The organism is Streptomyces sp. HUAS ZL42 (assembly GCF_040782645.1).
In the GTDB taxonomy this organism is placed as follows: domain Bacteria; phylum Actinomycetota; class Actinomycetes; order Streptomycetales; family Streptomycetaceae; genus Streptomyces.
Genome location: NZ_CP160403.1, coordinates 6449280 through 6476036, shown reverse-complemented (window position 1 = coordinate 6476036; position 26757 = coordinate 6449280). Strand labels below are relative to the sequence as shown.

The window sequence follows — 26757 nt, the reverse complement described above, 5'->3', positions numbered from 1 at the left end:
GATGGTCCGCGCGCACTCCAGCGCCTCGGTGCGCGTGGTGTCCACCTCCAGGTCGTAGACCACACGCGCACTCCAGCGCCTCGGTGCGCGTGGTGTCCACCTCCAGGTCGTAGACCACGTTCCGGTGGACGAGCTCCGCCTGCCGCTCGGCCATCCCCCGCGGCCGGTCGCCGCGCACGATCTCCCGGCCCGCGGCCACCTCGGCCTCGCACCGGACGCCGACCCACAGCACGTCCAGTCCGGCGAGGGCCTTCTGCCACCGCTCCTGGGAAGCGGGGCCGCCGAGGAAGACGTCGTCGATGATCACCCGTGCGCCGGCGTGGACCATCGCGGCGATCCCTGCCGTCCACGCCGCTTCCAGGGTCCGGAACTCCGGGCCGACGCTCACCCCGCCGTCCGGAGCGATTTCAGCACTATCACCTGAGGCGTCACCGGGTCACACTGGAGGAGGACTCCGGCGCACCCGCAACGCGTTATCGAACGGTCGTAGACGATGCTGCCTGCATGGAAATCCGGAGTGCCGGTCACCCCGTGCCGGCCCGCTCCGCCCCACCTCACAGCCTGCCCCACCGCGCCCCCGGAAACCCTCACACGTCCACCCGGCTCCAGCTGAGGGCAGCGTTCCTCGCGGGAAACAACCGTGATGCTGCCGGGTAACGTCCGCACCGCACGCTCAGGGGCATGACCTCGAATACGCGTGTGGTGGTGATCGGCGCCGGCCTCGCGGGCGTACGTCTCGCCCGGCGGCTCGGTGAGCTCGGCACGCCCGTGACGCTGATCGGCGAGGAGGAGCACCGCCCGTACAACCGGGTGCTCCTCGCCGAAGTGCTGGCCGGGCGCTACAACCCCGACGTGATCGCGCTGCCCGCGCCCGCGGAACTGACCCGCGGCCAGGTCACGGGCATCGACCGCGAGGTGCGAGCCGTACACCTCGCGGACGGCTCGAAGATCGCATACGACACGCTGGTCCTGGCCACCGGTTCGAACCCCGTACTCCCGCCCCTGCGCGGCCTGTTCACCCCCGACCACGTGCTGCCCGAGGGCGTCCACGCGTTCCGGACCATGGACGACTGCCTGGGCCTGTCCAAGGCCGTACGGCCCGGGGTGCGCGCGGTCGTCATCGGCGGCGGGCTCCTCGGAGTCTCCGCGGCCCGCGCCCTCGCGGTGCGCGGCGCGCAGGTCGTCCTCGCCCAGCAGTCCGAGCGGCTCATGGAGCGCCAGCTCGACCCGGGCGCCTCCAAGCTCGTACTGCGGCACCTGAAGGACCTCGGCGTCGAGGTGCACACCGAGTGCCGCGTGCGAGACGTGCGCTGCGTCGGCGGCGCGGTCCGCTCGGTGGAGATGCACGACGGTTTCGCCCTCGACGCCGACCTGGTGGTCCTGGCCTGCGGGATCCACCCGCGCGTGGGCCTCGCCCAGGACGCGGGGCTCGCGGTCCACAAGGGCGTCCTCGTCGACGACGAACTCCGTACGTCCGACCCGCACATCCGCGCCGTCGGCGACTGCGCCCAGCACGACGGCACCGTGTACGGACTCGCCGCGCCCGCCCTCGAACAGGCGGACGTGCTGGCCGAGCTGCTGGCGGGCGACGCGAACGCCCGCTACACCGGCACCCGTTCCCTGACCCGGCTCACCCTGGCCGGTCAGGACTCGCCCCTCGGATCGTTCGACCTCGCCGCGTTCGGCGAGACCGAGGCACGCCCGGGCGACGACGTCGTCCAGCTCGCCGACGCCACCCGCGGCACCTACCGCAAGGTCGTCGTCCGCGACGACCGCCTGGTCGGCGGGGTCCTCGTCGGCGAACTCGGCACCGTCGGCGCGCTCGCCCGCGCCTGGGAGGGAGCAGAGCCGCTCCCCACTGACGGCGGCCCCCTGCTCCACCTGCTCACCAACGATGGAGGCTCCTGATGACCGCCACCCTGGGGGCCACCCCCACGATCGTGCTCGTCGGCCATGGCATGGTCGGCCAGCGCTTCCTCGAGGCTCTCGCCGAGCGCGGCCTGACCGCCACGCACCGCGTGGTCGTGCTGTGCGAGGAGCCGCGTCCGGCGTACGACCGTGTGGCGCTCACCTCGTACTTCTCGGGCAAGACGCCCGAGGACCTCTCCATGACGGACATGGAGTTCATCAACGACCACGGCATCGAGCTGTACGTCGGCGACCCGGCCGAGACGATCGACCGTGAGGCGAAGAAGGTCACGGCCAGGTCCGGCCAGGTCTTCGAGTACGACACCCTCGTCCTCGCCACCGGCTCGTACCCGTTCGTGCCGCCGGTCCCGAACAAGGACGCCGAGGGCTGTTTCGTCTACCGCACGATCGAGGACCTGCTCGCGATCGAGGAGTACGCGAAGTCGAAGGCGACCGTCGGTGCGGTGGTCGGCGGCGGTCTGCTCGGTCTCGAGGCCGCGGGCGCCCTGAAGGGCCTGGGACTCACCAGCCACATCGTGGAGTTCGCGCCCCGTCTGATGCCCGTCCAGGTCGACGAGGGCGGCGGCGCGGCCCTCCTGCGCACCATCGAGGACATGGGCCTGACCGTGCACACCGGTGTGGGCACCCAGGAGATCGTCGTCGGCGAGAACGGCGCGGTCACCGGCATGAAGCTGTCCGACGGTTCCGAACTCGCCACCGACATGGTGGTGTTCTCCGCCGGTGTCCGCCCCCGCGACCAGCTGGCCCGTGACTGCGGCCTGACGGTCGGCGAGCGCGGCGGCATCACCGTCGACGAGCAGTGCCGCACGGTCTCCGACCCGCACGTGTTCGCGATCGGCGAGTGCGCGCTGGCGGCGGACGGCCGGGTGTACGGCCTGGTGGCCCCCGGTTACGAGCAGGCCGAGACGGCGGCCGCCACGATCGCCGCCGACGAGGCGGAGCAGTTGTCGTTCACCGGCGCCGACCTGTCCACCAAGCTGAAGCTGCTCGGCGTGGACGTGGCCTCCTTCGGCGACGCGCACGGCACCACCGAGGACTGTCTGGACGTCGTCTACTCCGACTCCCGCGCGGGCCTGTACAAGAAGCTGGTCATCGGCCGGGACGGCACGCTGCTCGGCGGCATCCTGGTCGGCGACGCGGAGGCGTACGGCACGCTGAAGGCCTTCACCGGCTCGGTCCCGCCGGTCTCGCCGGAGTCACTGGTGCTGCCGGCCGGCGCCGGAGCGCCCGCCCAGCTCGGCCCGTCCGCGCTGCCGGACGAGGCGATCATCTGCTCCTGCAACAACGTCACCAAGGGCACGATCCGCGGCGCGGTCACCGACCACCAGTGCACGACCGTGCCCGAGGTGAAGAAGTGCACCAAGGCCGGTACGACCTGCGGCAGTTGCGTCAAGGTCCTCGGCCAGCTGATCAACGCCGAGCTGGAGGCCAGCGGCGTCGAGGTCGACAAGGGCCTGTGCGGCTGCTTCTCGCAGACCCGCGAGGAGCTGTACGAGATCGTCCTCGCCCTGCGCATCAACACCTACCAGGACCTGCTGGACCGCTACGGCCGCGACGGCGCCAAGGGCGGCGACGGCTGCGAGATCTGCAAGCCGGCGGTGGGCTCGATCATCGCCTCCCTCGCCCCGACGATCGGCGTCAGCGGCTACGTCCTGGAGGGCGAGCAGGCGGCCCTGCAGGACAGCAACGACCACTTCCTCGCCAATCTGCAGAAGAACGGCTCGTACTCGGTCGTGCCGCGCATCCCCGGCGGTGAGATCACCCCCGAGGGGCTCATCGTGATCGGTGAGATCGCCCGCGACTTCGGCCTCTACACGAAGATCACCGGCGGTCAGCGGATCGACATGTTCGGCGCGCGGGTGGAGCAGCTCCCGCTGATCTGGGCGCGGTTGGTGGACGCCGGCTTCGAGTCGGGCCACGCCTACGGCAAGGCGCTGCGCACCGTGAAGTCCTGCGTCGGCCAGACCTGGTGCCGCTACGGCGTCCAGGACTCCGTCCGCATGGCGATCGACCTGGAGCTGCGCTACCGGGGCCTGCGCTCCCCGCACAAGCTGAAGTCGGCCGTCTCCGGCTGCCAGCGCGAGTGCGCGGAGGCCCAGTCGAAGGACTTCGGCGTGATCGCCACCGCCAACGGCTGGAACCTGTACGTCGGCGGCAACGGCGGCGCCACCCCGCGCCACGCGGACCTGCTGGCCCAGGACCTGTCCGACGCCGAGCTCATCCGCCTGATCGACCGCTTCCTGATGTTCTACATCCGCACGGCGGACCGTCTGGAGCGCACCTCCACCTGGCTGGAGCGGATCCCCGGCGGCCTCGACCACGTCCGGGACGTCGTGGTGGAGGACTCCCTCGGCATCTGCGAGGAGCTGGAGTCGCTGATGGCGGCGCACGTGGCGAACTACGCCGACGAGTGGGCGACGACCATCAACGACCCCGAGAAGCTCGCCCGGTTCGTGTCCTTCGTGAACGCCCCCGACACCCCCGACCCGGTCGTCGGCTTCGTCCCCGAGCGCGACCAGATCAAGCCCGACCTGCCGCTGCTCAGCATCGGCCTGCGTCCCACGGAAGACGTCCTGGAAGGAAGCGCCCAGCGATGACCCTGGCACCCGAGACGACCGACCTGAAGGTCCAGCTGCGGCTGGCGGACGACTGGTTCACCGTCTGCGACCTGAACCAGCTCGTCCCCGGCCGGGGCGTGGCCGCCCTGCTGCCGGACGGCCACCAGGTCGCCCTGTTCCGCGACCGCAGGGGCGAGTTGTACGCCATCGACAACCGCGACCCGTTCAGCGGCGCGGCGGTCCTCTCCCGCGGCCTGACCGGCACCCACCAGGGCCGCCCGTTCGTCGCCTCCCCCCTGCTCAAGCAGCGCTTCGACCTGATCTCCGGACAGTGCCTGGACGACGAGGCGGTGCGCATCACGACGTACGAGGTCCGCGCGGCCTGACACACCTGAGCGGGCCCGCCGGCACCTCGGCGGGCCCGCCGTTCGTTGGTTGCCGAGTCGCCTTGCCCGCAAGGCGAGTTGCCAATGTGGCACCCGTGACAAACAGGCCCGCAAGGGACGTTCGGACCATCTGCCCATGAGTAGTCAACCTCCCTATAATTCCCCCTACTTGTGCGCGAATCGGCGATCGATTCGAAATCCGGGGGGATCACATGAATGGCGCAGGCGTTCGGGTCGAAGTGGTCGAGCTCGACGATTCCGGATTTCGTCAGGTCAGTGAAACATCGCGTGTGACGGCCCGGCTCAGCGAGCGCAGCGCCGAAGTCCAGGAAGCGATCAGGGAGGCGTCGGGCATCGCCCAGGACTCCCTGCAGAACCTTCCGGAACGCCCCGGCTGGAGGGTCTCCGGCCTCGAAGTGACCTTCGGACTGACCCTGGCCGTGGAGGCCGGGGTCATCGTCTCCAAGGCCTCGGGCGAGGCCTCGTTCGAGGTCACCCTCTCCATCGAGCGGACGGGGTGATCGCGTATGTGCGAGACGTGCTGGGTCGCCCTGAAACGGGACGGCGTCGGGCTCGGTGGTGGCCTGCGTCTGACGAACGACCTCGTCGTCACCGCTGAGCACTGCCTGCGCCGCGGTCTGAAACGCCCGGACCGCAAACCCAGAAGAGGGGACACCTTACAGCTGCACATCCTGAAGAAGATCATTGACGGGGAACCCGTCGAGGAGATCTTCGACGGGACAGTGGAGGAAATCCCCGGCGGGGACATCGCCCTCATCAGAGTGGAACACTCCGCACCCCCGAACCTGGACCTCCCGCGCGCCGAGGAGGCGAAGCGGGGCGACCCCTGGCACACCACCTACCGGCCCAATCTGAACGACGGGATTCTCACGGGAACGGTCGCCTTCGCCTCCCTGCCGAAGCAGATGGCGGACGGTGAGATCATCAACGTCATCCAGTTACTGTGCCCGGAGGACCGGCGGGACCACCACGGGTATTCGGGAAGCCCGGTCGAACGCGCGGCGGTGGGTGCATCACCCCACGCCATCCTGGGCATCCTGCTGGAACAGCAACCCATCAGACCACAGCCCCGGATGAGCACGAACACCCTGTACGCGGTCTCCGTCCGGGAGGCCACGGGCAGGTTCCGGATGTTCAGCGACCAGCGCATCCTGGAGGACCTCCTGGCGGGCCCGGGGCGGCCCACGCAGGATCAGGACCTCCCCACCTCCGACGAGCGCAGACTCCTCGCGGAAGTCCTCGACGGAGCGGAGAAGGGCGACGTCCTGGACCCGCACCTGATCCAGCGGATCCGCGACCTGCTCGACCAGAACCCCACCGCCGGCCCCGCATGAGACCTCAGGAGACGACGGTGATCAGGACCATCTCCGACGCCATCGCGTTCGCGGAGGACATCCTCTCCGACGAGGAGCAGACCAAGGCGGCCCACCTGGAGGAGCTGGACGAGTTCGTCCGGAACCTCAGGTCCGCCGGCCTCGCCGCCGAACCCGACCGCACACTCGTCGACCGGATCACCCACCTCTCCGGCCTGCTCACCCGCCTCGGCCTGGGGGACAGCGCCCGCGCAGTCGTCCAGCGGACACTTCGGCACATGGAGCTGGTGGAGGCCGGGCAGACCGTGTTCCCGCCGTCGGTGTGGAACAGGATCGCCGTTCAACTGGCCCAGCACGGCGAGCTGGACGAGGCGAGGCTGGTGCTGACCTACGCCCTCAACCGGGCCCGCGACCCGTCCGCCGAGCCGGAGGACGCCGCCGAGGACGTCGTCATCCTGGCCAACCTGAGCGTGATCAGCCTGCGTTCGCACAACACCGAGTTCGCGGCGAGCTGGGCCGAGCACGCGCAGGAGGCGCTGCTCGGCGCGCCGCACCACCCCGCAGCCGACCGGCTGGCCGTCACCCTGGCCTCCGTCCTGGTGAGCATCGCGAAGGAGCGCGCCGACACGGAGCAGCTCACGGCCGCGGTCACCGAACTCGGGGAGTGCACGCGCCGGCTGCTCGCCCGACGTGGCGAGGGCCGCTCCGAGGTGCTGAGCGCGCTCGCCACCCTGGCCGACGCGAAACTCACCCTGGCCCGGGCCGCCGACTCCACCGACGACATGCGCACAGCCCTCGGTGTCCTGGAGCGGGTCGCGCAGAAGAGCATGGTGCGGTTCGGCACACACAGTCCGCTCGCGCTCTCCATCCGCGCCAACCTGGCCGTCGCCCGCTTCGAGCTCGCCCGCTCGTCACGCTCGCAGGACACCGACGCCCACATCAAGAGCGCGGTCGAATCCCTGGACTCCGTCGTCCAGTTGACGTTCACGGCACTGGGTGAACACCATCCGCAGAGCTTCGCGGCGGCGGACAACCTGGCCACGGCCCGTGACGACTCGGCGGCGGTGGTCGGGGCGCGCGAGAGCTTCAGCCACTTCTACGGTCCGCGCGACAACGAGCGCCGCAACTTCGCCAAGTCGGAGGCCATCAGCCGGGAGAAGGACCGCATCCGCATCATCGCGTTCGGCGGGGCCTCCTACTTCCTGGGGCCCCTGAACCGCTACAAGCCCGGCATCGAGGAGCGGCTGGCCCACGGTGTCAGGGTCGAGGTGATCATCAGCAACCCGTGGAACAGCATCACCTCGTACTTCCTGGTCGGCGACGCCGCGGCGGAGGCAGGCGGACCACGGCCACGGGTGAAGAGCCCGGACACCGCCCTCAGGAACATCGAGGACGGCGACTACATGCAGACGTTCAGACCCGTCATCGAGAGTTACCGCACGCTCCGCCGAAGGTACGGGGAGCGCATCCAGTTGCGCATCGCCCCGATGGACATCCCCGGCACCAGCCTGCTCACCTCCGAAGTCGGCTTCTTCGAGCCCTACATGACCGCCGATCCGCTGGACCGCACCCGCAGGCCGCTGCGGACGTTCGAGATCGAGTTCGGCCAGATCAGCAGGTTCTACGAGGTGGACGACGCCGCGTTCGAACAGTACTGGGCCATCTCCAACACGGTGGAGGAGTACGAGGCCGCGGAGCAGGACTTCAAGGCGCTGCTACGACGGCGTCTGGAGATCCTGTCAGCGACCATGTCGGATAGGTCCGGGTGAAGTTCGCGGCGTTGCCCTCACCGACGGAGTCCCGCAGACATTCCGCGCCGCTGTCGTAGAGCTCGAAGAACGAGCCGAGCCGCCGCTCCTCACCGTCGTCGACGACAACCGCGCTGCCGTCGGGATCGACGAAGAAGTAGTTGCCGCTCCTCGTGGAATTGCGGTAGACGACCACCTCCACCCCGAGGTTCGCGGCGGCCTTCTCGCACCGCAGCAGGACCTCGTCGAACACGCCCGGCTCCGGCGTGAGGAGGTCGCGGTTGTCGGCACCGTAGCTGGTCTCGGACATCTCGTAGATCTTCCAGACGTCCGGCAGGCAGGAACGGTCCAGCAGGTCCAGCACCCCGTCCGCGCCCCGCGAGTTAAGCCTGGTGATCACCGTGCCCAGCTTGATGCGGACATCCGGATACGACCGCCGGACCTCGGTCAGCAGGGCGATCACCCGCTCCCGGTGCCGGGCGTGCCCGATGCGCATCGCCGCGTGCTCGCCGGCGTCGGCCGACTCCAGCGGCAGAGCGAGCCACGTCAGATGCGGGAGAATCTTCGCCATGGCCGGGATCGGCGCCAGCCCGTTCGACGACAGGACGATCCGCGGACCCGGTTCACCGGTCGTGTACGGCGCGGCGAGGGCGGCCGTGATCCTCGGCAGGTAAGGCAGCAGGGTCGGCTCCCCGCCCGAGATGACCACGCCCTTCACCCGCTCGGCACGGAGGATCTCGACCACGCGCAGGGCGTCGTCCTCCGTCATGGACGGCACGTTGTGGCGGGGCCCGTAACAGAAGGGACAGGCGAGATTGCAGCGCCCCAAGGGGCGGAAGTCCACGTAGTCGGGCAGGCACCTGCGGGGCTGAGTCATCAGGGGCCGGCTCCAAGTCGTGGGGCGGGTAGGGCTGCCGTGACAATAGAGGAGACTGGCTGGATCAGTCGCATCCGGCCCCCCGTACGGGCTACTTGACGCAGGTGGCGTGACTGCGGTGACGCCTTCCCGCCACCGGCCGGTTCCGGTGAGGGGCCGCAGCGCGGCCCTGGGGACTCATGCCTTCAGTGCGTCGTAGGACACCCCGGTCAGCTGCTCGGACGCGGCCCAAAGGCGTTCCGCCGCCATGTCGTTGGTCGTCCAGGGCGCCCGCCACGACGGTGCGGGCGTCCCGCGCCACATCGCGAAGGACGGGCCGGTGAAGGAGTCGGGGCGTACGTCGGGGGCGGTCGCCGCGTAGAGGGTGGGCAGTGCGCCGGCCTCGGCCGACTGGGCGACGAACCGGTTGCCGATCCGCATCAACCGCTCGGTGGCCCTGCGGCCCGCCATGCGCGGCCCGGCGGACTGCAGGTTCGTGGCGGCGTACCCGGGGTGAGCCGCGGCCGCGACCACGTCCGAGCCGTGCGCCGCCAGCCTGCGCGCCAGTTCGTGGGTGAAGAGCAGGTTGGCGGTCTTGGAACGGGCGTATGCGGTCCAACGCCGGTACCGGCGCTCGCTGTTGAGATCAGTGATGTCGATGTTGGCCATCGCGTGTGCCGGGCTGGACACGGTCACGACGCGCGCACCGGGGGTGGCGAGCAGCGCGGGGAGCAGCAGCCCGGTGAGCGCGAAGTGCCCGAGGTGGTTGACGCCGAACTGCGTCTCGAACCCGTCCGCGGTCGTCCCGTACGGCAGCGCCATCACCCCGGCGTTGTTGACCAGCAGGTCGAGCCGCTCGTACGGGAACCGGTCCGCGAACTCCCGCACGAAACCCAGGTCCGCGAGGTCCAGCAGCCCGAGCTCCACGTCCGCGCCGGGGACCTCGTCGGCCAGCCGCTCCACGGCCCGGGTGCCGCGCGCCTCGCTCCGGCAGGCGAGCACCACCCGGGCGCCCCTGCGCGCCAGCTCCCGCGCGGTGACGTACCCGATGCCGCTGTTGGCCCCGGTCACGACGGCGACGCGACCGCGCTGGCCGGGGACGTCCCTCTCGTTCCAGCCGGACATGGCCGGCCTCCCTCCGCTGACAGCGTGGCATCAGCCTACGAGGGGCGGGCGTCCGGCGTAATCGTCCGGGACGGGGCGGGTGTCCAGGTAGAACCATTCGGCTCCGGGGCCCGGGCCCACCGCTGCCGGAGCCGGCTGCGGGGCGGCCGCGGGCCGCGGGGCCGTCGTCGCCGCCGGTCCCGGCATCAGCAGCTCCACACGCAGACCGAGGCCGCGCTGCTGGGCCGTGAACTCCTCGATCTGGTTGCGGCAGGCGTGGTCCAGATGGGTCACACCGGTCAGGTCGAGACGGATCCTGGGCTTGCCCGAGGCCGCGGCGGCCTCCAGCGCCTCGATGACCTTCGGCAGCCGCAGGAAGGTGGCGTTGCCGGCCATGACGACCTTGGCGGTGTCCTCCTCGAGGTGCTGCCGGATCACGGTCTGCGACATGCGCAGCGCGGCCAGCACGATCCCGGCGGCGAGCCCGATCAGCACGCCCTCGAGCAGTGCCGTCGCCACGATGACCAGCGTGGTGAGGGCCATCACCACGAACTCGCCCCGGTCCTGGCGCCACATCTTCGGGAACTCCTCCGGCGCGAACAGCTTCCACCCGCTGTGCACCAGGACCCCGGCCAGCACCGAGATCGGGATCAGCGCGAGGACCTGCGGCAGCAGCAGCGCGAAGGCGAGCAGCCAGAGGCCGTGCAGGGTGCGGGAGAGCCGGGTCTTCGCGCCGGCCTGGACGTTCGCCGAACTGCGGGCGACCACGGCGGTGATGGGGAGCGCCCCGAGGATGCCGGCGATCGTGTTCCCGGCGCCCTGCGCGATGAGCTCGGTGTTGTAGCGGGTGCGCGGGCCGCTGTGCATACGGTCCACCGCGGCCGCTGTGAACAGGCTCTCCGCGGAGGCGATGACCGTGAAGGTGAGGACGGATGTGATGATCGCCGCGTCGGCGAGGCCCGCGAACTGCTCGCCGCCCGGCACACGCACGGCGCCGAGCAGGTTCCCGACCTGCAGGGTCTTCACGTCCACACCGGGCAGCGCGGCGACCCCGATGCCGATCCCTACGGCGACCAGCGCGGCCGGGATCTTCTTCACCGGCCCCGGCGCCTTCTTCCACACGAAGCTGAGCACGATCGTGACGGCACCGAGGAGCAGGGCGATCACCGCCTGGCGGTCGATCAGGACGTCCGCGAGCAGCCCGGGGATCCCGGCCATGTTCTCGATGGGGGTGCCGGGGGCCTTGGCGTCGGCCATCGGATAGGCCTGGCTGAACATCAGCGGCAGTCCGATGCCGGCCAGCATGCCCTGGACGACGGCGAGGGAAATCGCCTGGAACATCCGGCCGAGCCGCACCAGACCGAGGACGATCTGCAGGATCCCGGAGCACAGCACGATCACCCCGAGCATGACCACGCCCTGCTCGTCGACGGTCTCGGCGACGAGCGCGGCGAGTCCCGCCGCCGGCCCGCTGACCTGGAGCGTGCTGCCCCTGACCGCACCGACCACGAGGCCCCCGATCACCCCGGAGATGATCCCGAGCTCGGCCGGAACGCCGGACGCCACGGCCACGCCGATGCACAGGGGCAGCGCGACGAGGAAGACGACGAGGGAGGCCGTGATCTCGGTGCCGAGGTCGGCCTTCGCACCGGGCTTCGGAGCGACTGTCGCTCCGGCCGGTGGCCGATGCTCCGGGCCGTCGCCCGTCCTCACGCCGATCCCCGGGCCCGTCTGCGCGGCCGTCGCCCCCGTCCGCACCCGTCTGCGGCCCCGCGCGTGTGCCCCGCTCATGCGGCGTGCACCCGGAAGCAGCCGTCGTCGTCGAGCTCGCACACCCGCCCGGTGTCGACCTCGTAGTACCAGCCGTGCAGACGCAGCCGCTCCGCGTCGAGGCGCTGCCGCACGACCGGGTGACTGCGCAGTCCGGCCAGCTGGTTGACGATGTTGCGCTGCGCCACGTCACGCAGGGACGGATCGTCGGGACCGGCCCCGAGCACCGGGGCCAGCTCCGGGCGGGCCAGCGACAGCCAGGCGTCCACGCCCGGCAGCCGGGACAGGTCGTCGCCGGAGTTCAGCGCGCCCATCGCACCGCAGTGTGAGTGACCGCACACGACGACGTCCTGAACCCCGAGCACCTCCAGCGCGTATTCGACGGTGGCGGCCTCACCGGAGGTCCCGGGCTGTCCGTACGACGGCACGATATTTCCCGCGTTCCGCAACTCGAATATCTCTCCGGGCCGCGCGCCGGTGATCAGCGCCGGTATGACCCGGGAGTCCGAGCAGGTAATGAAGAGCGCTTCCGGGAATTGCCCGTCGGCCAGTTTCCGGTATTCACCGCTCTCGAAATCGACCTGCCGCTTGAACGAGCGGGCCCGGTCCAGCAATGCCTTCAACGATGCCTCCTCGACTGGGAGTTCGGCCAGATGACCACACCGTAGAGGAGCGATGAACAGACGAAGGTTAAGCGAAGACCAGAGCCCGGACAGCAGCAGGACATTATTTGTCACGCCCCGCCGAAAAGTGACACACAACCGCTTTCTGAGCGGCTGATCACACTGCGCCGCAATCACTCGACGCAGCGTCGACATCCCTCGTAGCGTGTCAACTCCACGACCTGGCATTCGCGTTGTCGTGGTGTCCGGAATTCACGGAGAGACAGGACGTATGGGCATACGAGTGCTGCTCATCGAGGACGACGAGACGATCGCCGAACCGCTCGCCGAGGGGCTCCGGCACTTCGGGCTGACGGTCGATCATGTCTCCACCGGCAACGACGGCTTGAGAGGGCCGTACGGCGATGTCGTACTGCTCGACCTCGGGTTGCCGGACATGGACGGCATCGACGTCTGCCGGGGCATCCGGCAGGTCTCGGACGTGCCCATCGTCATTCTCAGCGCGCGCGGCGAGGAGGCCGACCGGGTACTGGGCCTGGAGCTGGGCGCGGACGACTATCTGGCGAAGCCGTTCAGCGTACGGGAGTTGGTGGCCCGGGTGCGGGCTGTGACCCGGCGGACGCAGCGCTCGCATGCGCCGGCGGAGGCGTGGGCGACGGTCACGACAGCGGCGGCCCCCGTGTACGAACCCGTGCCCCCGCCGTCGTACGAGCCCGCGCCCCCACCGGCACACGAGCCCCCGGCCGCCCTGTCGTACGAGCCGACACCGACGGCGTCGTACGACCCGTCCCCGCGTTCCCCCCACGCGCCGCCGGAACCCGGCCCGCTGGTGGTCGACCGCCGCACCCGTCAGGTCTGGGTCGGCGAGGCCTCCGTGACGCTCACCCCCAAGGAGTTCGAACTGCTGGCGCTGCTCACCGAGGATCCCGGCGCGGTCTACTCGCGGCAGCAGATCCTCGACCGGGTGTGGGACCCGCACTACGAGGGCCCGACCAAGACGCTGGACGTCCATGTCGCCGCGCTGCGAAAGAAACTGGGCCATCCGGCGTGGATCCAGACGCTGCGCGGCGTCGGCTTCCGGCTGGCGGTGCACGCCCAGCCGGGCGAGCAGCCATGACCCGCCGCCTCCTGATCGGCTACCTCACGCTCGCCGCCCTGGTGCTGCTCTGTCTGGAGATCCCGCTGGGCTTCGTGTACTCGCGCGGCGAGCGGGAGCGGGTGGTCAACTCGGCGAAGGACGAGGCCGAGTCGGTCTCCGCGTTCGCCGCGCTGTCCCTCGCGGCGGGGCGGGCCGAGCGGGATCTGCCCGGCCGGGTGGCCCACTGCGCCGAGCGCATCGGCGGCAAGGTGGTGGTCGTCGACGGCTCGGGCACGCCGCTCGCGGCCTCGCACCCGCTGTCCGCCGCGGCATCCCGCGCCCTGGCCTCCCGCCCGGGGATCGTGGCCGCCCTCGGGGGTACCACCACGACGGACGTCCGCACCTCCACCATCGGCGGCGTCCAGTACCTGTCCGTCGCGGTGCCCGTTCTGCAGGACGCGCGTCCGGAGGGCGCCGTGTGGCTCACCGTGCCCACCCGGACGGTGCAGGACCGGGTGCACCACGTGTGGTTGCTGCTCGCGGCCGGCGGGCTCGGGGTTCTCGTGGCGGTCGCCGCGGCCGGCTTCGGCATCGCCCGCTGGACCGGACGCCCCATCCGCGAACTGGAACGCGCCACGCACGAGTTGGCGGGCGGCGGCCTGGCCACCCCCGTGACCGTCACCAAGGGGCCGCCCGAAGTCCGCAGCCTCGCCGCCGCGTTCAACTGCACCGCGGCTCGCCTCGCACATCTCCTGGCCGCGCAGCGCGCCTTCTCCGGCGAGGCCTCGCACCAGCTCAAGACGCCGCTCGCGGCGCTGCGGCTGCGCCTGGAGAACCTGGAGTCCGACGTCTCGGGACGGGCACAGGCCAGCCTCGCCGCCGCGGTCACCGAGACGGACCGTCTGGCCCGGATGGTGGAGGGGCTGCTGGCGATGGCCCGCCTGGAGGAGAACGCGGCCACCCCCGGACCGGTCGACGTGGGCGCGGTCTGCGCGGAGCGGCACGGGACCTGGCTGCCGCTGTTCGCACGGCAAAGCGTCTCCCTCGTCCTGTTCGCCGGCCGGGTGGGCCCGGTGCTCGCGGTGCCGGGTGCCGTCGAGCAGATCCTGGACAACCTGCTCTCCAACGCCCTGCGCGCCTCGCCGCCCGGCAGTACGGTCACCGTCGAACTCCGCCTCCACGTACCGGCCCGGCGCGCCCTGCGCGACGCCCGCCCGAGCCGGGTCGACCTGCACATCACCGACGAGGGCCCCGGCATGACCGCGGAACAGCGCGCCCACGCCTTCGACCGCTTCTGGCGCGCCCCGGGCGCCCCCAAGGGCGGCACGGGCTTGGGACTCGCCCTCGTTCAGCGGCTCGCGCACGCCAGCGGCGGAGAGGTGGAGTTGCGCCCGGCGGCCACGGGCGGCCTGGACGCGGTGGTACACCTGCCGTCCGCGGAACCACCGACGGGCGGCCACGCCGTCGGGAAGCCGGGGCAGCGGCGGCGGGAGATGCCGGCGCTTCCGGCGTGACGGCGGCTTCCCGTGACCCGAGTCAGTCACGGAACGAACAAACATCCTCCACAACCTGTACACAATTGAGAGCGCGGCAATACGGTCATCCCCTCACGTAACACGTCTGGGGGGCGAGATGACCAACCCGTACACCACACCGCCTGTGCCGCCATATCCCGCATCCGGGCCCGCTCCCAAGTGGGCCCGGAAGCGGTACGTGCTCCCGGCACTCGCGCTGGCCCTGTTCATCGGCGTCGGCATAGGCAGCGGCAACGAGGACACGACGACCGAAGCGAAGCCGACCGCCGCCAAGCCGGCGCCGACGGTCACCGTCACGGCCACGGCCACCGCCACGGAGACCGCGGTGCCCGAGCCGGCGACCACAGTGACCGCCACGAAGACGGTCAAGGTCACCAAGACCGTCACCGCACAGCCCGCCGCGGGCAGCGACTCCGGCTCCAGCAGCGCCTACTACGCCAACTGCAGCGAGGCCCGAGCCGCCGGAGCCGCACCCGTGTATGCGGGCGATCCCGGCTACGGCCGCCACCTCGACCGCGACGGGGACGGCGTCGCCTGCGAGTGACACGTGAGGAGAGGGCGGCACCCCCGCACAGGGTGCCGCCCTCTTCGTGCTCCGGAACTGCCGCCTCGGTCTGTGAGGGTCGGGGACCGGCGGCAGTTCCGGCGTTCAGTGCCCCTGCAGGGGCTCAGCGGTGGTCGCTGCCCGTCGACTGCGAGGCCGCGCGGCCCGCCTCCAGGCGCGCCACCGGGATCCGGAACGGCGAGCAGGAGACGTAGTCCAGTCCCACCTCGTGGAAGAAGTGGACCGACTCCGGGTCGCCGCCGTGCTCGCCGCAGACGCCGAGCTTCAGGTCGGGACGGGTCTCGCGGCCGGCCTGGGCGGCGGCCTTCACCAGGGAGCCGACGCCGTCCTTGTCGATCGTCTCGAAGGGCGACACCCCGAAGATGCCCTTCTCCAGGTACGCCGTGAAGAACGAGGCCTCCACGTCGTCGCGGCTGAAGCCCCACACGGTCTGGGTGAGGTCGTTCGTGCCGAAGGAGAAGAACTCCGCGGCCTCGGCGATCTGACCGGCGGTCAGCGCGGCGCGGGGCAGCTCGATCATCGTGCCGATCGCCAGCTTCAGGCGGACGCCCGTCGCCGCCTCGACCTCCGCGATGACCTGGTCGGCCTCATCACGGACGATCTCCAGCTCCTGGACCGTGCCGACGAGCGGGATCATGACCTCGGCCCGCGGGTCGCCCTTGGCGTTCTTGCGCTCGGCGGCCGCTTCGGCGATCGCCCGTACCTGCATCGTGAACAGGCCGGGGACGACGAGGCCGAGGCGTACGCCGCGCAGACCCAGCATCGGGTTCTGCTCGTGCAGGCGGTGCACGGCCTGGAGCAGGCGCAGCTCGTTCTCGTGCGGCTCCTGGCGGGACTCCGCCAGCGCCACGCGCACCGACAGTTCGGTGATGTCGGGAAGGAACTCGTGCAGCGGCGGGTCGAGCAGACGGATCGTCACCGGCAGCCCGTCCATCGCCGAGAACAGCTCCACGAAGTCCTTCTTCTGCAGCGGGAGCAGCTGCTTCAGCGACTCCTCGCGCTCGGCCTCCGTGTCGGCCAGGATGAGGCGCTCGACCAGCTCGCGGCGGTCGCCGAGGAACATGTGCTCCGTACGGCACAGGCCGATGCCCTGGGCGCCGAAGCGACGGGCGCGCAGCGCGTCCTCGGCGTTGTCCGCATTGGCGCGCACCCGCAGGCGGCGCTTGCGGTCGGCGAACGCCATGATCCGGTGCACGGCCTCGACCAGTTCGTCCGCGTCGTGGGCACCCGCGTGCATCCGGCCCTCGAAGTACTCCACGACGGGGGACGGGACGACCGGGACCTCGCCCAGGTAGACCTTTCCGCTGGACCCGTCGATCGAGATCACGTCGCCTTCCTCGACGATGTGCCCGCCCGGCACGGTCATCCGGCGCCGCTTGGTGTCGACCTCGAGCTCCTCCGCGCCGCACACACACGTCTTGCCCATGCCGCGCGCGACCACCGCCGCGTGGGAGGTCTTGCCGCCACGGGAGGTGAGGATGCCCTCCGCCGCGATCATGCCGTCCAGGTCGTCCGGGTTGGTCTCGCGGCGGACCAGGATGACCTTCTCGCCGGAACGGGACCACTTCACCGCGGTGTACGAGTCGAAGACCGCCTTGCCGACCGCCGCACCCGGCGACGCCGCGATGCCCCGGCCGACCTGCTCGACCTTCGCCTCCTCGTCGAACTTCGGGAACATCAGCTGCGCGAGCTGGGCGCCGTTGACGCGCTGGAGCGCCTCGGCCTCGTCGATGAGGCCCTGGTCGACGAGCTGCGTGGCGATCCGGAAGGCGGCGCCCGCCGTGCGCTTGCCGACGCGGGTCTGGAGCATCCACAGCTGGCCGCGCTCGATGGTGAACTCGATGTCGCAGAGATCCTTGTAGTGGTTCTCCAGGGTCTCCATGATCTGCATCAGCTGGTCGTACGACTTCTTGTCGATCGTCTCCAGCTCGGCGAGGGGGACCGTGTTGCGGATGCCCGCGACGACGTCCTCGCCCTGTGCGTTCTGCAGGTAGTCGCCGTAGACGCCCTGGTGGCCGGAGGCGGGGTCGCGGGTGAAGGCCACACCGGTGCCGGAGTCGGGGCCCAGGTTGCCGAAGACCATGGAGCAGACGTTCACCGCGGTGCCGAGGTCGTGCGGGATGCGCTCCTGGCGGCGGTACAGCTTGGCGCGATCGCCGTTCCAGGAGTCGAAGACCGCCTTGATGGCGAGGTCCATCTGCTCGCGCGGGTCCTGCGGGAAGTCCCGGCCGGCCTCGGTCTTGACGATCTTCTTGAACTTGGTGACCAGCTTCTTGAGGTCCGCGGCCTCCAGCTCGGTGTCGACCGTGACCTTCTTGGCAGCCTTCGCCGCGTCGAGGGCGTCCTCGAACAGGTCGCCCTCGACGCCGAGGACCGTCTTGCCGAACATCTGGATGAGGCGTCGGTAGGAGTCCCAGGCGAAGCGTTCGTCGCCGGCCTGCTTGGCGAGACCCTGGACCGACTTGTCGGAGAGGCCGATGTTCAGGACGGTGTCCATCATTCCGGGCATCGAGAACTTCGCGCCGGAGCGGACGGAGACGAGCAGGGGGTTGTCGGCCTGGCCGAGCTTCTTGCCCATCTTCGCTTCGAGGGCCTCGAGGTGCGCGCTCACCTCGTCACGCAGTGCCGCCGGTTCCTCGCCGCTGTCGAGGTAGACCTTGCACGCCTCGGTGGTGATCGTGAAGCCGGGAGGGACCGGAAGGCCCAGGTTGGTCATCTCGGCGAGGTTTGCGCCCTTGCCGCCGAGGAGGTCCTTGAGGTCCTTGTTGCCCTCGGTGAAGTCGTAAACGAACTTCACGCCCTCAACGCTGTTGCCCTGCGCGGCTACCTGGGGATCTTTGTTTTCCGACACGGGTCTCGACTCCTCGAGGACGCGGTGGCTGCCCTGACGGCCAGGAACATACCCAGATCGAAGGCGCCTGGGTACGTCCACTTGTGCGTCATACGCCTGTAACCAGTCGTCCGCCGACGGATCGAAAGTCAAAGCTTGGCAAGCGCTGAGCAGCCGATGTTTTCATTTCCTGAACGCATCAACCCCCATCAGACAGTCGGCAGCGCTCACATGAGCGGGTATCGGCACGTCTGATTTCGATCGATGAACGATCAAGGGGTGGCACTCAGTGCCACCCCTTGGAGAAGTGCAGTCGCCCAAGATCCGCTCATCTGAGCGCAACCCTTATCAAGGGTGGCGAGAATCACGCTGCCACAGGCGCCCGGATTTCACCATGCGGACGCGACCGCGGACGGGAAACATCCTCGTCACACGCCGAGCGCAAGCAGCCGTTCCTCGGCCCGTTCCGGCGCGTACAGGTACTCCACGACCAGCGCCCCGGCGCCCACCAGTCCGGCCCGTTCCCCCAGCCGGGACGTCACGACGTCCAGGTGGGCCGTGGAGCGCGGCAGCGCCCGCTGGTACAGCAGCTCCCGTACGCCGGTGACGAAGGGCGTCCCCGCCAGATCTCCGGCGATCATCAGCACGCCCGGATTGAGCAGGGTCACGACCGTCGCCAGCACCTCCCCCACCCGGCGCCCCGCCTCGCGGGCCAGCGCGGCCGCCTCCGGATGCCCGGCCGCGAGCAGGTCCCGCACATCCGAGCCGGACGCCGCCGGGACCCCGGTCTCCGCCAGCCGCCGCGCCACGGCGCCACCGCTGGCCACGGCGGCGAGGCAGCCGTACGACCCGCACCGGCACAGCGCCTGCGAGCCCTCCGGGATCCGGATGTGCCCGATGTCCCCGGCACCCCCGTCGATGCCGCGGTAGATGGAGCCGTCGACCACGACCCCGGCACCGATTCCCGTCGACACCTTGACCAGTACGAACGCCGAGCAGTCGGGATGGCCGGTGCGCTGTTCGCCGTACGCCATGAGGTTCGCGTCGTTGTCGACGAGGACCGGTATCCGCCCGCTCCCCGTGCGTTCCGTGAAGGCGCGGGCCAGGCGGCCTCTTATGTCGTAGCCGTCCCAGCCGGGCATGATCGGCGGCTGGACGACCCGGCCGGTCCCGCTGTCGACCGGGCCGGGGACGCCGAGGCCGATGCCGCAGACCTCGTCGGCCCGGTGTCCCGCCTTCTCGAGGAGTTCGGCGAACCAGCGGCCCAGCTCGCCGAGCACGGCGTCCGGGCCGTCCCCGAGCACCAGCGTGCCGCTGTGCTCGGCGAGTATCTCGCCGGCCAGGGAGAGCACTGCCGCGCGGGCGTGCCGGGTGTCGAGGTCGGCGGCGAGGACCACCGCGTGGGCGTCGTCGAACTCCAGGGTGATGGAGGGGCGGCCGCCCAGCGGGGAGTCGACCGGGCCGCCCGCGCCCTCGCGCAGCCAGCCCGCGCGGAAGAGACGGTCGAGACGCTGTCCGACGGTGGCCCTGGAGAGGCCGGTGGCCTGCTGGAGGGCGCCACGGGTCGTCGCGCGGCCGCTGCGCACGAGTTCGAGCAGATCACCGGCGCTCGCCTGACTCCGTCCCGTCATGCGCACCCCCTTGTGTTTCCCAAGCTTGCATTACATATTGAGTTTTGCGTGTTAAATAGACGTAACCCTACGGTAGCCACGACCGAACCGGTCGGCCGGACATCTTTCGGGGAGCCCCGAGTGGATCGCACTGCCCAACTCACAGCACCCGCTGCGAAGCGTGAGATTGCATACGACCCGCCCCCGGTGCCCGGCTCCCTGCACTTCAGGGCCGTGGACGTCCTCGAAGGCAACTGGACGGGAACCTCGACGGTGCCCTCGCGCGGCCTGTATCCGCACCAGTGGTCCTGGGACTCGGCGTTCACCGCGATCGGCCTGCGGCACGTCTCGCCGCTGCGGGCACAGACGGAGCTGGAGACGCTGCTCGACGCCCAGTGGGGTGACGGGCGCATCCCGCACATCGTCTTCAACCCCTCCGTGCCGCTCGACGCGTACTTCCCGAGCCCCGACTTCTGGCGCTCCTCGACCGCGGGGCGCGCTGCGGGCGCCCCGCGCACCGTACAGACCTCGGGCATCGTGCAGCCACCGGTGCACGCGCTGGCCGCATGGCTGGTGCACTGCGCGGACCCGGGTCTGTCGCGGGCACGCGGCTTCCTCACCCGGGTGTATCCCCGGCTGGCCGCCTGGCACCGCTATCTGCTGCACCGGCGGGACCTGGGCGGGGGCGGGCTGGCGTCCGTCGTGCACCCCTGGGAACAGGGTATGGACAACAGCCCCTGCTGGGACGCCCCGCTGTCCCGCGTCGCGCCCGCCCCGGCCCGCTCCTTCCGGCGCGCCGACCTCGACCACGGGGCGGCGGAGGACCGGCCGACGGATCTGGACTACGGGCGGTACGTGCGGCTGGCGACGGACTACCGGGACGGGGAGTACCGGGACGGAGCCGGCGAGTTCGCCGTCGAGGACCCTTCGTTCAACGCCCTGCTGATCGCCTCCGAGCACGCGCTGGCCCGCATCGCGCAGGAGCTGGGGGCGACGGGCACCGCGCGGCACGCGCGCGCGGAACGGCTGACGGCGGCGCTGATCGAGCGGCTGTGGGATCCGGCGGAGGGGATGTTCTTCTGCCGGGACGTGCGGAGCGTGCGGCCGGGCGGGGAGCCGATCCCCGAGCGCAGTGTCTCCGGCCTGGTCCCGCTGCTGCTGCCCACGCTTCCGCGGGACATCGCCTCCGCCGTCGTACGGACCGCGGGCTCGGCGCACTTCGGGCTCGGCGTGACGACCCGGCTCGTGCCGAGTTACGACCTCCTCGGCGAGGCCTTCGACCCGCACCGCTACTGGCGCGGCCCCGCGTGGTTCAACACGGCGTGGCTGCTGGAGCGCGGGCTGCGGACGCACGGCGAGCAGGACCGGGCCGACGCGCTGCGGGACGCCGCCCTGGACATCGCCGACACCTCCGACTTCGCGGAGTACGTCGACCCGTACACCGGCGAGGCCTGCGGCGCGACCGGCTTCAGCTGGACCGCCGCGCTCACGCTCGACCTGCTGCACACGGGCCCCGGACACGGCGTGTCCCCCATGGGCATCCGCACATTCGACAGGAATGACCAGGGCGTCAAAGGAGGCGACCGGGGATGACGGACCGGCATCATCTGCTCGTGTACGGCGGGACGTTCGCCGCCGTGGGCGACAGCGGGGACATCAGCGGCGTGCGGGGCGGCGGCTCCCCTGCTGGGTTATTCGTACGCGACGCACGGCATCTGAGCCGTTGGCAGCTGACGGTCGACGGGGCCGTGCCCGAGACGCTCACACCGGTCGCGGACGGGGACACCGCGCGCTGCGTCCTCGTCCCGCGCGGCGGGCGCAACGAGCCGCCCGCCTACACGCTCTTCCGTGAACAGGCCGTCGGCGACGGCTCGTTCGTGGAGTCGCTGCGGGTGACCAGCAACCGGCCGGTGCCGACGACGGTCCGCCTGGCGGTCACCGCGGACGCCGACTTCACCGACCAGTTCGAACTGCGCTCCGACCACCGCACATACGCCAAGATCGGCGCCGTCCGCTCCCGCCAGGTCCTGGACAGCGGCGTGGAGTTCACGTACCAGCGCGGTGAGTGGCGCTCCTGTACGACGGTGACGGCCGAGCCCGCTCCGGACGGCGTCGAGGAGACCGGCACCGGTGCCCGTCGTCTCGTCTGGACCCTGGACCTCGAACCGCACGGCACGGCGGAGCTGACGCTGCGGGTGATGGCGCGCCCGCACGGCGAGAAGCGCGCCCTGCGGGTCCCGCGCTCCCCGGCCGCCCTCAACGATCAACTCATCGCCGCCGAGGGCGAGTTCGTGGAGGGCGTGGCCTTCCCTACGGGCTGGCCCGAGCTGGCTGCGGCCTGTGCGCGGGGCCTGGCCGACCTCGCCTCGCTCCAGGTCCCGGCGACCGGGCCGGACGGCGAGGAACTGCGCGTACCGGCGGCGGGGGCTCCGTGGTTCCTGACCCTGCTGGGCCGCGACGCGCTCCTGACGTCGCTGTTCGCCCTCCCCTACCGGCCCCGGCCGGCCGCCGCCACGCTCGCCGCGCTGGCCGCGGTCCAGGCGACCGAGACCGGCACGGAGTCGGTGGCCCAGCCCGGCAAGATCGTGCACGAGGTGCGGCACGGCGAGCTGGCGCACTTCGGGCAGGTGCCGTACGGGCGGTACTACGGCTCTGTGGACGCGACCCCGCTGTTCCTGGTGCTGCTCGGCGCGTACGTCGAGCAGACCGGCGACACGGCCCTGGCCCGCCGTCTCGAACCCAACGCCCGCGCGGCGATCGGCTGGATGCTCGACCACGGCGGGCTGACCTCGCGCGGCTACCTGCTCTACCGCGCCGACCAGGGCGGCCTCGCCAACCAGAACTGGAAGGACTCCCCCGGCGCGATCTGCTCGGCCGACGGCACCCGCCCGGCCGGCCCGGTGATGGCGGCGGGAGCCCAGGGGTACGCGTACGACGCGCTGCGGCGCACGGCGTGGATCTCGCGCACGGTGTGGCAGGACGAGGTCTACGCGGCCCTCCTCGAACAGGCGGCCGGAGATCTGCGCGACCGCTTCCAGCGGGACTTCTGGATGCCGGAGCACTCCTTCCCGGCGCTCGCGCTGGACGGTAACGGCCGCCAGGTGGACGCGCTGGCGTCGGACGCCGGGCATCTGCTGTGGTCCGGGCTCCTCGACAAGGAGTACGGCAAGGTCGTCGGCCGCCGTCTGCTGGAACCGGACTTCTTCTCGGGCTGGGGCGTGCGCACACTGGCGGCCGGGCAGCCGGCGTACCACCCGCTGTCGTACCACCGGGGTTCGGTCTGGCCGCACGACAACGCGCTGATCACGCTGGGACTCGCCCGCTACGGCCTGCACGACGAGGCCCGCACGGTCGCCCACGGTCTCGTCGACGCGGCGACGGCCACGGGACACCGGCTGCCGGAGGTGCTCGCGGGATACGGCCGTGAGACGCACGGGGAGCCGGTGCCGTACCCGCACGCGTGCGTACGCGAGTCGAGGTCGGCGGCGGCTCCGCTGGCCCTGCTCACGGCGGTCGGAGGGGCGTAGCGAGAGTGTTGACGAGGCGTTTGCCCGGTGTTTGCCCAGTTCCGTGAACAGGCGCGGGAGGCGGCCCGTACGGGATGATGGCGGGCCGAACCTCCCCGACGTGGCCCGCCACTCCGTCAGGGTCACGCACGGAAGGACCTCCGTTGCCCCAGCACACCAGTACACGCCAGTCACCGGGAAGGGCCGGGGTGGTCGAGGACGAGGTTCTGCCGCCGGACGCCAGTGGAACGGGCGGTTCCGGCGCGGTGGACGAGGACGGTTCCGAGGAGACCACGGAAGCGGTTTCGACGGCGAAGAGCGGGACGGATGTGATCGAGGGGGAGGCGACCTCGGCCGGTGCGGCGCCGGCCGAGGACGCCGAGCCGGAGGTCGCTCCCGAGGCCCTGGCCGAAGAGGCCGAAGCCGTACCGGCCGAAGAGGACGCACCCGAGGCGGTGTCCGCCGAGCCGGAGCCCGGGGCCGAGCCCGGTAAGCGGTCGGGTTTCCTGCGGTGGCTGCCCTGGTACGGCTGGCGGACCCGGCACCCCGGGGCCGCCCGTGTCCTCTACTTCGCCACCACCCTCCTCTGCGCCCTCCTCGTCTTCGTCTGTCTGCAGGTACCGAACACGCTCGCCGCCCTGAAGCCCGTCGCGTTCATGCGGCTGCCCGCCGAGGCGGTCATGGGTGCGGTCGTGCTGCTCAGCCTGCCGCGCCGGGCGCGGATCGCCGTCTCGGCGTTCGCCGGTGCGCTGCTCGGTGCGATGACCCTGCTGAACGTCCTGGACATGGGTTTCTGGGACTACCTCGGCCGGCCGTTCAACGTCGTCCTGGACTGGGGTCTGCTCGACGACGCCCAGTCGTACCTGAAGGACTCCCTCGGCGAGGCGGCCACGCTCGGCATCACCGTGGGCGCCGTCGCCCTCGTCGTCCTCCTGATCGTCCTGGTGGCGCTGGCCACGGTCCGGCTCGGCAACCTGCTGGCCCGCCACCGGGCCGGGGCGTCGAGGGCCACACTGATCGTCGGCACGGTCTGGATCACCTGCACCGCCCTCAACCTCCAGATCGCCGGCGTCCCGATCGCCTCCCAGCACACGGCCGGCGCCCTGAAGGTCCAGGCGCGGACGATCCGGGACACCCTGCGGGACGAGGCGGCGTTCGGGAAGGAGGCCGGGAGGGACACCTTCGGCAACACGCCCGCCGCCCAGCTGGTGCCCGATCTGCGCGGCAAGGACGTGATCCTCACGTTCATCGAGAGCTACGGCCGCAGCGCGATCGAGGACCCGGTCATGGCGCCCGGCGTCGACAGGACGCTCGCCGCGAGCACGCGGTCGCTGGAGAAGGCCGGCTTCCACGCCAAGAGCGGCTGGCTGACGTCGGCGACCTACGGCGGCAGCAGCTGGCTCGGCCACTCCACCACCCTGTCGGGACTGTGGATCGACAACCAGCAGCGCTACCGCACGGTCATGTCCAGCGACCATCTCAGCCTCACCAAGATCTTCCAGAAGACGGGCGCCTGGGACACGGTCGGCGTGATGCCCGGGGTGCAGAAGGCCTGGCCGGAGCAGAAGTACTACGGCCTGGACAAGGTCTACAACGCCTTCGAGATGGGCTACCGGGGCCCGAAGTTCAGCTGGTCGACCATGCCCGACCAGTACGCGCTGGAGGCCTTCCAGCGTCTGGAGCACGGCAGGACGCGCGACAAGCCGCTGATGTCGGAGATCATCCTGACCTCCAGCCACCAGCCCTGGGCGCCGATCCCGAGGATGGTCGGCTGGGACGAACTGGGTGACGGTTCGGTGTTCGCCGGCATCGAGCAGGCCGGACACAAGGCCGAGGACGTCATCGCCGACACCACGAAGTCGCGGCAGGAGTACGGCAGGTCCGTCGAGTACTCGGTGACCGCCCTCACCCAGTGGCTGGAGCGCTACGGCAGCGACGACACCGTCCTGGTCTTCCTCGGCGACCACCAGCCCATCTCCCGGGTCAGCGGCAACCACGCCAGCCGTGACGTGCCCATCTCGATCGTCGCCAAGGACCCGAAGGTCCTCGACAAGATCGCCGGGTGGAACTGGACGGACGGCCTCAGGCCGGCCCACAACGCCCCGGTCTGGAAGATGAGTTCCTTCCGCGACCGCTTCCTGACGGCGTACGGGTCCACTCCGCACCCGTCGGGCTGATCAACCGCCCGACGTGTCCAGCTCCGCGTCCTCGCCGACGCCCGCGCAGTCGTACGGGTCCTTCAGCCAGCCGTCCGGCAGCACCACACGGTTGTTGCCGGACGTACGGCCGCGGGGCCCGTCGGCACCGGCGGGCCAGGGCTGGTCGAGGTCCAGTTCGTCGAGTCCGGCGCGGAGGTCCTCGAGGGTGGACGTGATCGCCAGCCGCTTGCGCATCTCGGAGCCGACCGCGAAGCCCTTGAGGTACCAGGCCACGTGCTTGCGGAAGTCGATGACCCCGCGGGACTCGTCGCCGATCCACTCGCCGAGCAGGGTGGCGTGGCGGACCATGACGTCGGCGACCTCGCGGAGGGTGGGACGCACGAAGTCCGTACGGCCTTCGAAGGCCGCCACCAGGTCCGCGAACAGCCACGGCCGGCCCAGGCACCCGCGCCCGACCACGACCCCGTCGCACCCCGTCTCCCGCACCATCCGCAGCGCGTCCTCGGCGGACCAGATGTCGCCGTTGCCGAGCACGGGGATCTCCGGCACGTGCTCCTTCAGCCGGGCGATCGCGTCCCAGTCGGCCGTGCCGCCGTAGTGCTGGGCGGCCGTACGGCCGTGCAGGGCGATGGCCGTGACGCCCTCCTCGACGGCGATGCGCCCGGCGTCGAGGTAGGTGATGTGGTCGTCGTCGATGCCCTTGCGCATCTTCATGGTCACCGGGAGGTCACCGGCGCCCGACACCGCCTCGCGCAGGATCGCCCGCAGCAGGTTGCGCTTGTACGGGAGGGCGGAACCGCCGCCCTTCCTGGTCACCTTCGGCACCGGGCAGCCGAAGTTCAGGTCGATGTGGTCGGCGAGGTCCTCCTCCGCGATCATGCGGACGGCCTTGCCGACGGTCGCCGGGTCGACGCCGTACAGCTGGATCGAGCGCGGCTGCTCGCTCGCGTCGAACTGGATCAGCTGCATGGTCTTCTCGTTGCGCTCGACCAGCGCCCGGGTCGTGATCATCTCGCTCACGAAGAGGCCCTTGCCACTGCTGAACTCTCTGCACAGGGTGCGGAAGGGCGCGTTGGTGATCCCGGCCATGGGGGCCAGGACGACGGGCGGCTGGACGGTGTGCGGGCCGATCCGGAGCAGCGAGGGGGTCGCGGGCATCCACCCAT

Annotated in this window: 19 protein-coding genes and 1 pseudogene; 12 read left to right on the top strand and 8 right to left on the bottom strand. The window is 70.9% G+C overall.

Features of this window, described 5'->3' with window-relative positions; genetic code table 11:
- Positions 1 to 64: 64 nt before the first annotated feature.
- Positions 65 to 409: pseudogene (locus ABZO29_RS29580) on the bottom strand (chloramphenicol phosphotransferase); the annotation flags it as partial.
- 272 nt (positions 410 to 681) lie between these two features.
- Between ABZO29_RS29580 and ABZO29_RS29575 the strand changes: the two are divergent.
- From ABZO29_RS29575 to ABZO29_RS29550, 6 genes are all read left to right on the top strand, one after another.
- Positions 682 to 1908 carry an NAD(P)/FAD-dependent oxidoreductase gene (locus ABZO29_RS29575; RefSeq protein ID WP_367323211.1) on the top strand — a complete coding sequence of 409 codons (1227 nt, stop codon included), beginning with the start codon at positions 682 to 684 and terminating at the stop codon, positions 1906 to 1908.
- Positions 1908 to 4526: a nitrite reductase large subunit NirB gene (gene nirB / locus ABZO29_RS29570; protein ID WP_367323210.1), complete on the top strand. Its 2619-nt coding sequence runs from the start codon at positions 1908 to 1910 to the stop codon at positions 4524 to 4526. Before ABZO29_RS29575 ends, nirB begins: the two co-directional genes overlap by 1 nt.
- Positions 4523 to 4873 carry a nitrite reductase small subunit NirD gene (gene nirD, locus ABZO29_RS29565; protein ID WP_367323209.1) on the top strand — a complete coding sequence of 117 codons (351 nt, stop codon included), beginning with the start codon at positions 4523 to 4525 and terminating at the stop codon, positions 4871 to 4873. Before nirB ends, nirD begins: the two co-directional genes overlap by 4 nt.
- A 212-nt stretch (positions 4874 to 5085) precedes the next feature.
- Complete coding sequence (locus ABZO29_RS29560; protein ID WP_367323208.1) at positions 5086 to 5394, top strand: CU044_2847 family protein; 309 nt, start codon at positions 5086 to 5088, stop codon at positions 5392 to 5394.
- A gap of 6 nt (positions 5395 to 5400) precedes the next feature.
- On the top strand, positions 5401 to 6228 hold the full coding sequence (locus ABZO29_RS29555) for a hypothetical protein (RefSeq protein WP_367323207.1): 828 nt from the start codon (positions 5401 to 5403) through the stop codon (positions 6226 to 6228).
- A 17-nt stretch (positions 6229 to 6245) separates the two neighbouring features.
- On the top strand, positions 6246 to 7976 hold the full coding sequence (locus tag ABZO29_RS29550) for a hypothetical protein (RefSeq protein WP_367323206.1): 1731 nt from the start codon (positions 6246 to 6248) through the stop codon (positions 7974 to 7976).
- On the opposite strand, the gene ABZO29_RS29545 is transcribed toward ABZO29_RS29550, so the two are convergent.
- The 4 genes from ABZO29_RS29545 to ABZO29_RS29530 all read right to left on the bottom strand — a co-directional run bounded on the left by ABZO29_RS29545 (position 7912) and on the right by ABZO29_RS29530 (position 12308).
- Positions 7912 to 8832: a radical SAM protein gene (locus ABZO29_RS29545; RefSeq protein ID WP_367323205.1), complete on the bottom strand. Its 921-nt coding sequence runs from the start codon at positions 8830 to 8832 to the stop codon at positions 7912 to 7914. The two genes, ABZO29_RS29550 and ABZO29_RS29545, sit on opposite strands and share 65 nt — an antisense overlap.
- A 177-nt stretch (positions 8833 to 9009) precedes the next feature.
- On the bottom strand, positions 9010 to 9936 hold the full coding sequence (locus tag ABZO29_RS29540) for an oxidoreductase (protein WP_367323204.1): 927 nt from the start codon (positions 9934 to 9936) through the stop codon (positions 9010 to 9012).
- Between the two features lie 30 nt (positions 9937 to 9966).
- Positions 9967 to 11706 carry a SulP family inorganic anion transporter gene (locus ABZO29_RS29535; protein WP_367323203.1) on the bottom strand — a complete coding sequence of 580 codons (1740 nt, stop codon included), beginning with the start codon at positions 11704 to 11706 and terminating at the stop codon, positions 9967 to 9969.
- Positions 11703 to 12308, bottom strand: coding sequence for a carbonic anhydrase (locus tag ABZO29_RS29530; protein WP_367326286.1), 606 nt, complete (start codon positions 12306 to 12308; stop codon positions 11703 to 11705). The genes ABZO29_RS29535 and ABZO29_RS29530 overlap by 4 nt, the downstream gene beginning before the upstream one ends.
- A 271-nt stretch (positions 12309 to 12579) precedes the next feature.
- Between ABZO29_RS29530 and ABZO29_RS29525 the strand changes: the two genes are divergently transcribed.
- The 3 genes from ABZO29_RS29525 (at position 12580) to ABZO29_RS29515 (ending at position 15465) form a co-directional block, all read left to right on the top strand.
- Positions 12580 to 13425 carry a response regulator transcription factor gene (locus ABZO29_RS29525; protein ID WP_367323202.1) on the top strand — a complete coding sequence of 282 codons (846 nt, stop codon included), beginning with the start codon at positions 12580 to 12582 and terminating at the stop codon, positions 13423 to 13425.
- Positions 13422 to 14900, top strand: coding sequence for a sensor histidine kinase (locus tag ABZO29_RS29520; protein ID WP_367323201.1), 1479 nt, complete (start codon positions 13422 to 13424; stop codon positions 14898 to 14900). Before ABZO29_RS29525 ends, ABZO29_RS29520 begins: the two co-directional genes overlap by 4 nt.
- Positions 14901 to 15018: 118 nt before the next feature.
- Positions 15019 to 15465, top strand: coding sequence for an excalibur calcium-binding domain-containing protein (locus ABZO29_RS29515; protein WP_367323200.1), 447 nt, complete (start codon positions 15019 to 15021; stop codon positions 15463 to 15465).
- A gap of 124 nt (positions 15466 to 15589) precedes the next feature.
- Here the strand turns inward: ABZO29_RS29515 and ppdK are convergent, their stop codons facing one another.
- Entirely contained in the window at positions 15590 to 18337 is a 2748-nt protein-coding gene (gene ppdK / locus ABZO29_RS29510) for a pyruvate, phosphate dikinase (RefSeq protein WP_367323199.1), read from the bottom strand.
- 407 nt (positions 18338 to 18744) lie between these two features.
- Positions 18745 to 19947, bottom strand: a complete 1203-nt coding sequence (locus tag ABZO29_RS29505) for an ROK family protein (protein WP_367323198.1) — start codon at positions 19945 to 19947, stop codon at positions 18745 to 18747.
- Between the two features lie 120 nt (positions 19948 to 20067).
- Between ABZO29_RS29505 and ABZO29_RS29500 the strand changes: the two genes are divergently transcribed.
- The 3 genes from ABZO29_RS29500 (at position 20068) to ABZO29_RS29490 (ending at position 25609) form a co-directional block, all read left to right on the top strand.
- Entirely contained in the window at positions 20068 to 21519 is a 1452-nt protein-coding gene (locus ABZO29_RS29500; protein ID WP_367323197.1) for a hypothetical protein, read from the top strand.
- Complete coding sequence (locus ABZO29_RS29495) at positions 21516 to 23453, top strand: glycogen debranching N-terminal domain-containing protein (RefSeq protein WP_367323196.1); 1938 nt, start codon at positions 21516 to 21518, stop codon at positions 23451 to 23453. Before ABZO29_RS29500 ends, ABZO29_RS29495 begins: the two co-directional genes overlap by 4 nt.
- A 485-nt stretch (positions 23454 to 23938) precedes the next feature.
- Entirely contained in the window at positions 23939 to 25609 is a 1671-nt protein-coding gene (locus tag ABZO29_RS29490; RefSeq protein WP_367326285.1) for a CDP-alcohol phosphatidyltransferase, read from the top strand.
- On the opposite strand, the gene dusB is transcribed toward ABZO29_RS29490, so the two are convergent.
- Positions 25610 to 26749 (bottom strand): tRNA dihydrouridine synthase DusB, encoded by a 1140-nt coding sequence (gene dusB, locus ABZO29_RS29485; RefSeq protein WP_367323195.1) that lies wholly within the window; start codon positions 26747 to 26749, stop codon positions 25610 to 25612.
- Between the last annotated feature and the right edge of the window lie 8 nt (positions 26750 to 26757).